At 36.9% G+C, this 11,436-nt stretch carries 9 protein-coding genes and 1 other annotated feature; all 9 genes read left to right on the top strand.

Features of this window, described 5'->3' with window-relative positions; genetic code table 11:
* Nucleotides 1-12 precede the first annotated feature (12 nt).
* The 9 genes from murC to thrS all read left to right on the top strand — a co-directional run bounded on the left by murC (nt 13) and on the right by thrS (nt 11,269).
* A complete protein-coding gene (gene murC / locus AC6UD4_RS03635; protein ID WP_500693956.1) occupies nt 13-1,344 on the top strand; it encodes a UDP-N-acetylmuramate--L-alanine ligase in 1,332 nt (443 codons plus the stop codon).
* 12 nt (nt 1,345-1,356) lie between these two features.
* On the top strand, nt 1,357-2,058 hold the full coding sequence (locus tag AC6UD4_RS03630; protein WP_500693657.1) for a Bax inhibitor-1/YccA family protein: 702 nt from the start codon (nt 1,357-1,359) through the stop codon (nt 2,056-2,058).
* A gap of 93 nt (nt 2,059-2,151) precedes the next feature.
* On the top strand, nt 2,152-4,815 hold the full coding sequence (gene polA / locus AC6UD4_RS03625; RefSeq protein ID WP_500693658.1) for a DNA polymerase I: 2,664 nt from the start codon (nt 2,152-2,154) through the stop codon (nt 4,813-4,815).
* Nucleotides 4,816-4,827: 12 nt separating this feature from the next.
* Nucleotides 4,828-5,670: a DNA-formamidopyrimidine glycosylase gene (mutM, locus tag AC6UD4_RS03620; protein WP_500693659.1), complete on the top strand. Its 843-nt coding sequence runs from the start codon at nt 4,828-4,830 to the stop codon at nt 5,668-5,670.
* Nucleotides 5,663-6,256, top strand: coding sequence for a dephospho-CoA kinase (coaE, locus tag AC6UD4_RS03615; RefSeq protein WP_500693660.1), 594 nt, complete (start codon nt 5,663-5,665; stop codon nt 6,254-6,256). The genes mutM and coaE overlap by 8 nt, the downstream gene beginning before the upstream one ends.
* Nucleotides 6,257-6,273: 17 nt before the next feature.
* Entirely contained in the window at nt 6,274-6,765 is a 492-nt protein-coding gene (gene nrdR / locus AC6UD4_RS03610) for a transcriptional regulator NrdR (protein ID WP_500693661.1), read from the top strand.
* Nucleotides 6,762-8,105, top strand: a complete 1,344-nt coding sequence (locus AC6UD4_RS03605) for a DnaD domain protein (RefSeq protein WP_500693662.1) — start codon at nt 6,762-6,764, stop codon at nt 8,103-8,105. The genes nrdR and AC6UD4_RS03605 overlap by 4 nt, the downstream gene beginning before the upstream one ends.
* A gap of 2 nt (nt 8,106-8,107) precedes the next feature.
* Nucleotides 8,108-9,034, top strand: coding sequence for a primosomal protein DnaI (gene dnaI / locus AC6UD4_RS03600; protein ID WP_500693663.1), 927 nt, complete (start codon nt 8,108-8,110; stop codon nt 9,032-9,034).
* Nucleotides 9,035-9,295: 261 nt separating this feature from the next.
* Complete coding sequence (gene thrS / locus AC6UD4_RS03595) at nt 9,296-11,269, top strand: threonine--tRNA ligase (protein ID WP_500693957.1); 1,974 nt, start codon at nt 9,296-9,298, stop codon at nt 11,267-11,269.
* Between the two features lie 17 nt (nt 11,270-11,286).
* Nucleotides 11,287-11,411, top strand: a sequence feature (ribosomal protein L20 leader region).
* Nucleotides 11,412-11,436: the final 25 nt, after the last annotated feature.

Raw genomic sequence — 11,436 nt, 5'->3', positions numbered from 1 at the left:
TAAATGACTAACATAAATAAAGACACTACTTATTTTTTTGTAGGAATTAAGGGTACTGGGATGAGTGCGATGGCACTCATTCTCCATGATCGCGGTTGTAAGGTCATGGGTTCTGACATTGAAAAATATACCTTTACTCAGCAAGGATTAGAAAATGCTGGAATTAAGATTGAACCATTCAATCCTGATAATATTAAAAAGGGAATGACGATTATTAAAGGGAATTCTTTCCCTGATACGCATCCGGAGATTGAAAGAGCCGAAGAGTTAGGACTAAAAATTTATAGTTATCCTGATTTCTTGGAAGAATTAATTGAGGGGTACACGAGCATCGGAGTATGTGGTGCTCACGGAAAAACCAGTACCACTGGACTACTTTCTCACGTATTAGGCGGGATCGCACCAACTGATTATCTGATTGGTGATGGATCTGGGAAAGGAACCACTGATGCGCGTTTCTTTGTCTATGAGGCCGACGAGTATCGCCGCCATTTTCTGGCAACTTATCCGGATTATGCCATTATGACTAACATTGATTTTGATCATCCGGATTACTATACCGGAATTGAGGACGTTTTTGACGCCTTTCAAACCTTTGCGAACCAAGTTAAAAAGGCTATTTTTGCTTGGGGCGATGATCAGAATTTACGGAAGTTAAAAGCTTCAGTTCCAATTTATTACTATGGAACTAGTGATGATGACGATTTTCAGGCGGTGGATATTAAGCGAACAACTGCTGGATCGACTTTTCACGTTAAATATGACGGAAAGGACCTAGGGGAATTCAGTATTCCTTTGTATGGAGAACACAATGTCTTAAATTCTTTGGCGGTAATTGCCGTTGCATATTTTGAAGACGTTAATTTGGACGAAATCAGGCGTGAACTTCAAACTTTCAAGGGGGTTAAGCGTCGTTTTTCTCAAGTTAAAGTTGGCGATATGACAATTATTGATGATTACGCACATCATCCCTCTGAGATTAAGGCCACTTTAGATGCCGCTAGACAAGAATATCCCAATAAGGAGATCATTGCTGTTTTTCAGCCCCATACTTTTAGTCGAACGATTGCCTATCTTGATGACTTTGCTAAAACGTTAAGCAAAGCAGATAAGGTATACGTTACTAAAATTTATAGTTCTCCAAGAGAAAAGTCGGGACACGTTAAGAGCGAGGATTTGGTTAATAAAATTACCAAAGATGGTGGATTAATTGAGGAAGAAAACATGTCTCCACTGTTGCAATATCACGATGCCGTGGTAATATTTATGGGTGCTGGAGATATTCAAAAGTACGAAAGAGCCTATGAGGAATTGTTAAGTCATTTAAGTAAGAAGGTTAATTAAAGGAGAATAAAAATGAATAATTTTGATGGAGAAAGTGGTCGTCGGGTAGTTGGCGATAATGCTGGACTCAACGCGTTTTTTACCAAAGTATATGGGATTATGGGAATTGCGGTTTTAATTTCTGCTATTTCTGCGTATTTAAGTAGTGTTTTTATGCCAAACATCAGTAGTGGGGCCTCAGGATTAGTAATTTTAATCGTTTGGTTCATAATTTCCTTTGTGATTTCGGGATTTGCACAAAGTAATCCGACGTTAAGCTTTATCGGATTATTGGTTTTCTCGGTTTTAACAGGGCTTTCACTTAGTTACATTTTCATTGCCTTTAATCTTGGTACCATTGGAGCAGCGTTAGTATCCAGTGCTAGTATTTTCTTGGTAATGAGTGCGATTGGTTTCACTACTCACAGAGATTTAACCAAGTTAAGCACGCAATTGTTTGCAGCATTAATTGCTTTAATTATTGCGATGGTAATTAACTTATTCTTGAGAAATCCATGGATTGAGTTATTTATTTCAGCCGTTGGGATCATTATTTTTACTGCGTTGAGTGCTACTGATACACAAAACTTAAAGAAAATGTACATGCAGTACTCTGGTAACATTAATGTAAACGGACTTGCAATTTCTGGGGCACTTCAGTTGTATCTTGATTTTCTAAACCTATTTACATTTCTTCTTGAGGTCTTTGGTATTTTTGGAAATAATCGAGATTAATAAAAAAACATGGTCGATTGACCATGTTTTTTTTCGCAATTGAACTGATTATAAGTGTTAAAATAATAGTAATTAATTCTAAAGGAGAATTTTATGGCAGACAAGAAATTATTATTAATTGACGGAAATTCTTTAACGTATAAAGCATTCTTTGCGTTATTTACTTCCTTGGAACGTTTTACCAATGAAGACGGATTGCACACCAGTGCGATCTATGGTTTTAATCGAATGCTAGATGACATTTTAAAGGATGTTCAGCCAACGTCAGCTCTTGCCGCTTTTGATGCAGGTAAAACAACCTTTAGAACCAAAATGTACGAAGATTATAAAGCCGGACGGGCAAAAATGCCCAACGAATTACGTGAACAATTCCCGTTTGTAATGGATCTGCTCCATGATCGGGGAATTAAAACCTATGAATTGCAAGACTATGAAGCTGACGATATTATTGGGACGCTTTCAAGGAAAGCGGCTGATGACGGCTATCAAGTTACTATCATAACGGGAGACCGTGATCTTACCCAACTTTGTTCGGATAAAGTTACCGTTGCGATTTCAAAGAAGGGTGTGAGTGAAATTGAGAAATACACGCCAGACTTTGTAAAAGAGACGATGGGAATTACTCCTAGACAGATTATTGACGTAAAGGGTCTTCAGGGAGACAACTCGGATAACTATCCGGGTGTTGAAAAAGTTGGTCCAAAGACCGCGATCAAGTTAATTCAAAAATTTGATAGTATTGATAATCTTTATAATCATATCGATGAAGTTTCTGGTAAAAAATTGAAAGAGCATTTGATTAAGGATAAAGACCAGGCATTTTTGTCTAAAAAATTAGCCACCATTGACTGCAATGCTCCCCTCACAATTTCATTATCAGATTTAAAGTATGATGGTCCCGATAATGATAAGTTAGTTGATTTTTATAAGAAAATGAACATGAAATCCTTTTTAAAGGAAATGGAAGGATCAGAGAGTCAGTCGGCTGAGAAACTTCCAGATGTTAAATATACGATTTTAAATAAAGACAATTTAGCCGAGTTAGATCACTTGTCAGAAGATGTTGTCTTTAACATTGAAATGTTGGATGAAAATTACCATACTGCTCCATTTGTTGGTTTTGTTATTGGGGATAAGGATCATTGGTTTGTAAGTAAGGATATTGATCTTTTAGATGATCCGAAAATAAAAGGCATTTTAGAAAATCACGATATTAAAAAAAATGTTTTCGATGCTAAAGCGCAAATTGTGGCTGCCAATCGCGAACATATTCAGTTAAATAACGTTGATTTTGACATGTTATTAGCTTCATATTTACTGAATACCCTTGATAATAGTAATGATTTGGCTAAAGTGGCTAATCGGCACGGATATTATGGGGTTAAACCAGATAGTGAGGTTTATGGAACTGGAAAGAAAAAACAGCTGCCAGAAAATGATGAGACTTTTTTTGCTCACATTGTCAGGAAAGCATTGGCAATTAATGATTTAAAAGATAAAATGATTGATGATTTAAAGAAACACAATCAATTAGATTTGTACCGTAACATAGAAGTTCCATTGTCTTATGTGCTAAGTGCAATGGAGATTGAAGGAATTACGGTGGACGTAGATACCCTCGAAGCATTGAAGAGTAAATTTACTGAGCATTTATCAGAAATTGAGCAGTCGATTTATCACGAGGCTGGAGAAGAATTCAACATCGGGTCACCAAAGCAGTTAGGTGAAATCCTGTTTGATAAGTTGAAATTACCAGTTGTGAAAAAAACCAAAACAGGGTACTCTACGTCGGTTGATGTGTTAGAAAAAATTGCGGGTCTGAATCCGATTGTCGATAATGTCCTGGCGTACAGGCAACTGTCAAAATTGATTTCAACTTATATTGATGGAATCAAAAAAGACATTTATTCTCGTGATCATAAAGTTCATACCCGTTATCTACAGACCTTAACTCAAACTGGAAGATTGTCCTCGGTTGACCCAAACCTTCAAAATATTCCAGTTCGAACTGAAGAAGGTCGCAAAATTCGTGAAGCGTTTGTTCCTCGTCATAAGGGATGGCAACTATTTTCATCGGATTATTCTCAAGTTGAATTACGTGTCTTAGCTGCCATTTCTGGAGATAAGAACATGCAGGAAGCTTTTAAAAATGGGGAAGATATTCATGCAGCGACCGCACGACGGATATTTGAACTTCCAAGCAACGAGGATGTTACTCCCGAGTTGAGAAGACAAGCAAAAGCTGTCAATTTTGGGATTGTCTATGGAATTAGTGCTTATGGACTTGCTAAAAATACTGGCATATCACGAAAACGGGCTCAAGCATTTATTGATAAATATTTTAAGGAATATCCAGGGGTCAAAAAATACACCCAAGATAGCGTTAAGTTCGCCGAAGATCATGGGTATGCTGAAACCATCATGAAACGTCGTCGCTACCTGCCGGATATTAATTCTAAGCAATTTCAGAAGCGTTCGTTTGCCGAAAGAACGGCAATGAACTCACCCATTCAAGGGAGTGCTGCCGATATTGTTAAAGTTGCAATGATCAGAATGCAAAAAGAACTTAAGAAACACGGTTTAAAGGCCACGATGTTACTGCAAATTCATGATGAACTAATCTTTGAAGCACCAAAAGAAGAGATTCCAATTTTAGAAAAATTAGTTCCAAGTGTTATGGATTCTGCGGTTGATCTGGATGTACCGCTAAAAGTTGAAAGTCATTACGGACCAAATTGGTATGATATAAAAAAATAATGGGGTGTAGGAATGCCTGAGTTACCTGAAGTTGAAACGATAAGAAGAGGGTTAACCAATCTTGTACAGGGTAAAAAGATTGTTTCCGTGGATGCTTTGTATCCAAAAATGTTGAATTTACCAGTAAAAGAATTTGAAGATTTGTTAGCTGGTAAGGATATTTTACAAATTGATCGGAGGGGTAAATACCTCTTAATCCGGCTAAGTGACGATTATACTTTAGTTTCTCACTTACGAATGGAAGGTAAATATGATGTGGTACCTGAGGGTACTGAGAATCAAAAACATACTTACGTTGTTTTTCATTTAAGCGATGGTCGAAAGCTTCGTTACAATGACACAAGAAAATTTGGAAAGATGAATTTAGTTAAGGATTCTCAGGTTTATGATTTGTCAGGATTGAACAAAATTGGACCGGAGCCAACTGAGAATGATTTAACGTTTGATTATTTAAAGAAGCAACTGCATAAGTCTCACCGAAAAATTAAGGCATTTTTATTAGATCAATCTAACATTGCTGGGATTGGGAATATTTATGCTGATGAAAGTTTGTGGTTATCTAAGATTCATCCGGAACAGGCTACTAACTATTTAAGTGATCAGGAAATTGAAACTTTAAGGGAAAACATCATTAAAGAAATTCAGTTAGCCATCAAGGGTCATGGAACAACGGTGTTTACTTATAAAAATGCCTTTGGTGAAGAGGGCAGCTTTCAAAATCATCTTCATGTTTATGGTAAAAAAGGACAACCGTGTGAGCGTTGTGGAACTACTATTGAAAAAATCAAGGTTGCACAAAGAGGTACTAGTTTCTGTCCTCATTGTCAAAAAGTTCATGGTGATCTAAGTGAGTAAAGTTATTGGATTAACCGGTGGAATTGCAACCGGCAAATCGGCTGCAAGTGATTATTTAGTTACTTTAGGGGTTTCTACATTAGACCTAGATTCCATCACACATGAATTGGAACAAGATAATCGTGAGTTAATTCATCAAATTAGTGAGCAGTTTGGCAGTTTAGTGATTAAAAGTAACGGGCAAATTGATCGAGGTGTTTTGGGTAAGATTGTTTTTTCAAATCGTGATGGTATGAAAAAGTTAGTCCAAATTGTTAACCCATACCTTTTTCGTGAAGTTAATACTCGGCTAAACAAGTTACACGATCAACGTTTGGTGATTTTAAACGCTCCCACCCTTTTTGAAAATGGATTTCAGATTTTAACTGATGCTAATCTGATGGTTACGTGTGATCCAGTTGTTCAACTGCAACGGTTAGTTAGAAGAAATGATATTTCAATAAGTCGAGCTAGTAAAATGATTGGTGCTCAATGGGCACAACCAATAAAAGCACGACTGTCTGATTGGTGTATTGATAACTCTGGCACTTTCGATCAATTGAAGTCGTCGGTTAAAGATTGGTATGATTTAGTAATTGTTATGTAATTAGTGAAGGTGAAAAAATGCAATGTCCACGGTGTCATCATATCGGTTCAAAGGTTTTAGAAAGTCGTCGAGTCAAAGATGGTGAAAGTATTCGTCGAAGACGGGAATGTGAAGAATGTGGATTTCGGTTTACGACATTTGAAGTGATTGAATCAAGCCCCTTGTTAGTTGTAAAAAAGAACGGTGATCGAGAAGAATTCAATCGTTCTAAGATTTTGCGTGGAATTGTCAGATCATCTGAAAAGCGTCCAGTTTCGATGGAACAGATGAACCATATTGTTGATAAGGTTGAAAAAATAGCTTATGACGCTGATGATGGCAGCCATGAAGTGGCTAGCCAAACTATTGGTGAGGGTGTTATGAAAGGACTAAAAGAAGTTGACGAAATTGCTTATATTCGGTTTGCAAGTGTTTACCGCCAATTTAAGGATATGTCAGTCTTTTATAATAAACTCAAAGAATTAATGGATGATGAAGACGAAAATAATGAGGATAAGAATAAAGAATGATCAACGGAATTAATCCTAAAACTGATTTTAAAGTTTATCGATCACAGCCCATTAGTGATGTTGAACGTCATTATGTCGATTTGTTGTACATGCCAGTCATTGGTAAAAATGCATATGCCTTATACAATTGTTTATGGTTAATTGATGATGAGAAGCACGTTAATTTTGAATTAATGTCTGATCTTAGCATTGATGCCAAAGAACTAGATGATTCACTTATGAAACTTGAAGGATCGGGTTTGCTTAAGACGTATGTTGATCATTCTTTTGAAATCGACTTGTATGAGTATCAACTTTTACTGCCACTTAATCCTGACCAATTTTTTTGTGATAGTCTTTTGAGTCTGTTATTACTTGAAATGGTTGGTGAAGATCGCTATTTACAACTTTCAGATGAACTCTTACCAGAACATTTTGATTTTAGTGGGTTAGATGATCAAACTCGTAATTTCCTGCAAGTATTTTCAGTTAATAATGAGAAAGTAAATGACCAACCAAGTGTAATCAAGGCAGTTCAAGGCAAGGCTAATGTAAAAAAAGATTCCTTTGATGATAAGCTTTCAAATGATCAGTTTGACTTTAAGCTATTGATGAATATTTTGGATAAGTCCTTTGTCGAAAATGAAAGTGTTAAAAAGTATGAGACACTCTTTAGTAACACCAACCGATTATATGGAATTGGTGAACTTGAGATGGCACAATACATTGAGAAGGCCAGTAACTTGGTTAACAATCGTTTTGACCCTAAAAAGTTTAAGATATTAATTTCTAGACGAAATCAAATAAAGGCTCCAGCAGAAAATCAATCCAAGCAAAACCATGTCCATGAGGCAGACAAGTTACAAAGTAAGCTAACGGCCAAGGAACAGCAATTGGCCCAAATTGCTGATTCTTCCGCTCCAGTAGAATTTCTTGATTCTTTAAAGAGTGAAAAAGGTGGCTTTACTACTTCCGCTGAAGAAAGGATTCTATCTGAACTTATTAATCGCAACACTTTGAGTAATGGAGTGATCAATATCCTTGTTTATCACATCTTGATTGACGAGGGGAAACCTACCATTAATAAAAATTTAATTGACACCATTGCAAATGATTGGGCGCAAAGAAAAATTAATAGTGCATCGAAAGCGATTGACGATATTAAGCACCGTCAGGAACAGGTTACTGAAAGTAAAAACAATCGACAAAGAAGATACCGAAGGCGTACAAATGTCAAAGAAACATTGCCTGACTGGGCTAAGGAAAATAAAAGTCGGGGTAATGAAAAAATTTCGACTACTCAGCGAAAACGAATTGCTGAGAAATTAAATTCATTAAATAAAAAGTCTGGGGATGAGTAATCATGAAGAATGTTAGTGATGAGATGAGCCAATTGATGAAAAAGAAAAATTTGAATCATAATTACCAACAGTTAATGAATTCGGTTTATTCTGATCCAGACGTTAAACAATTTTTAAGTGACAATGAGAGTGAGTTAAGTGATGATGTTGTGAAACGGTCGGCATCAAAACTGTATGAATTTGTCAATGAAAAGAAAAAGTTGGAAGAGGGAAACGCTAACTTTGCTAAGGGATACCAACCAACCTTGGTTTTAAGTGACCATTTGATTGACGTTTCGTACGAACCTACGCAAGCGTTGTTAAACAAGCAGAAGCGAGAACAATTTGCGTCACGCATTAAGTCCATTTCAATGCCCAAAGAAATTAAATCGGCAAATTTAAGTGACTATGAACAGACAGCTGAACGAGCTCAAGCTTTGGAAGGAGCACTTGATTTTATTGGTTCATATGAAAATAATCCTCAGCATTTTCAGAAGGGGTTGTACCTATATGGTCCCTTTGGCGTAGGTAAAACTTATTTACTTGGAGCAATTGCCAATCGTTTGGCCTCTGACGGTTATAGTTCGGTTTTGATTCATTTTCCAAGTTTTGCCGTTGAAATTAAAAATGCAATTGGAAACAATCAAGTTGGCGGTAAGCTGGATGAAATTAAAACTGCTCCAATTTTGATGATTGACGATATTGGAGCAGACTCAATGTCATCTTGGATCAGAGACGACATTCTTGGGGTTGTTTTAGAGTATCGAATGCAAAATGAGCTTCCCACCTTTTTTAGTTCTAACTTTTCCATGGATCAATTGGAACAAGAGCATTTAAAGATTAATGCTCAGGGAGATGTGGAACCACTTAAAGCTAAGCGATTGATGGAACGAATTAAATTTTTAGCAAAGCCCATTGAACTTGATGGTAGGAATCGCAGGAATAAATAATGATTATTCTTGACATGTAACAGGTCGTTGTTTAGACTGTTAATTGTTAAGGACATGAGTGATTACGAATTTCACAGAGAGGATAGGTTTTCTGGAAACTATCTGTTTGGAGTAACTTACTTACCACCTTTATTAAATGACATTAATAAATAGGTTTTAAACGAGATGTCCAAATAAATGGACGAATTTGGGTGGAACCGCGCTAATGGCGTCCCTAGTATTGATTTACTAGGGACTTTTTTTATGAAAGGAATGAGTAAAATGGCTAAATTATCATTTGAGTTTCCAGATGGTAACAAGAAAGAATTTGATTCGGGGGTTACTGCAGCAGATATTGCCAAGTCAATTTCAGTTAGTCTAGCCAAAAAGGCAGTTGCGGCTAAGATTGATGGAAAAGTTGTTGATTTGATGCAACCACTAAAAGATGGTGGCAAGATTGACATCATTACTTCCGGTTCTGATGAGAGTCTTAAAATCCTACGACAGGGTGCTGCTCAGTTACTGGAAACGGCGGTCAAAGAAAAGTATCATGATATTCGCATTGGTGAAATTGCCGCTGATGAAGATGGTTTCTTTGTTGATACTGACAAGGAAGATCGTCAAGTTAGTTCAGATGAACTAGATGAATTAGCTGATAAAATGAAAAAGATCATCAAAAATAACGCTATCGTCGAAAGGGTTTATCTAAGTAAGGAGGACGCTTTAAAAGAAGTTGATGGTGATCCTTATCAAGCACAACTAATTGCCAATATTGATTCTGATAATATTCTTTTTTACAGTATCGATGGGGTTAAAACGCTAGCTCAAGGGGTAGTAGCTCCAAGTTTGAAAGACCTAAAACACTTTAAGCTCTTGTCTGTTGCTGGTGCTTATTGGGAAGGTAAGTCATCCAATCCAATGCTTCAAAGAATTTATGGCACGGCCTTCTTTAAAGCTGATGACCTAGATGAAGATTTGAAGAAGCGTAAAGAGGCTAAAGAACGTGACCATCGTGTTATTGGGAATAACCTTGACTTATTCTTTGTCGATCCAAAGGTTGGAGCTGGTCTTCCTTACTGGATGCCAAAGGGTGCAACGATTCGTCGTACAATTGAGCGTTATATCACTGATAAAGAGATTGCTCATGGTTACCAACATGTTTATACCCCAGTATTAGCTAATTTGGATTTGTATAAGCAATCTGGTCACTGGGATCACTATCGAGACGACATGTTTCCACCAATGAAGATGGATGATGACGAAATGTTGGAATTACGTCCAATGAACTGTCCATCTCATATTCAGATTTACAATCATCATATTCGTTCTTATAAAGAGCTTCCTCTACGAATTGCTGAACTAGGAATGATGCATCGATACGAAAAGTCTGGTGCACTTAGTGGTCTTCAACGAGTTCGTGAAATGACTTTAAATGATGGTCATACGTTTGTTGCACCCGATCAAATTCAAGAAGAATTCAAAAAAATCTTGAATTTGATGATGGAAGTTTATCATGATTTTGACATTAATAACTATACGTTCAGATTAAGTTATCGTGATCCCAAGAATACCGAAAAGTACTTTGACGATGATGAAATGTGGAACAAAGCGCAAACGATGTTAAAGGGCGCTATGGATGACTTGGGCCTTGATTACGTTGAAGCCGAGGGTGAAGCTGCATTTTACGGTCCTAAGCTTGATGTTCAAACTAAGACGGCTCTAGGAAATGAAGAGACGTTATCTACCATTCAACTTGACTTTATGTTACCGGAACGATTTGATCTTCATTATGTTGGTGAAGATGGTAAGGAACACCGTCCGGTTATGATTCATAGAGGAATTGTTTCTACCATGGAACGATTTACTGCTTACTTAATTGAAATGTATAAAGGTGCTTTTCCGACATGGCTTGCACCCGATCAAATTCAAATCATCCCGGTTAGTGATGAAAAACACGGAGATTACGCACGTAAATTAAACGAAAAGTTTCGTGCGTTAAACTTACGTTCCAATGTCGACGAACGTGGTGAAAAGATGGGATACTTGATTCGTGACGCACAAACCAAGAAGATTCCATATACGTTAGTTGTTGGTGATGATGAAATTAAGAATAATACCGTTTCTGTTCGTAAGTATGGTGAAGATGACAGTCGCGATATGTTAATTGATGACTTTATTTCAGAAGTTCTTCATGATATTGCTACTTATTCACGTAACGATGAAGAAGAGTCCAAGCCAGTTGACAAAATTAAATAAAGTTGGTACTATTATGTAGTCAAAAGCAGAAGCTTCCCGCTTCTCGCCTGAGTGATTTTGATCGCTGGGCATTCTACGAATGAAAGTCCTAATGTTTTTAGGTGTAGCGGGTGCTCTGTAGCATCCGCTATTTTTCTGCTTAAAATTACCTGGAGGTGAATTACCAT

It is taken from the genome of Fructilactobacillus sp. X3R5C2 (assembly GCF_059901175.1).
This window is presented reverse-complemented; position numbering and strand designations above follow the sequence as displayed.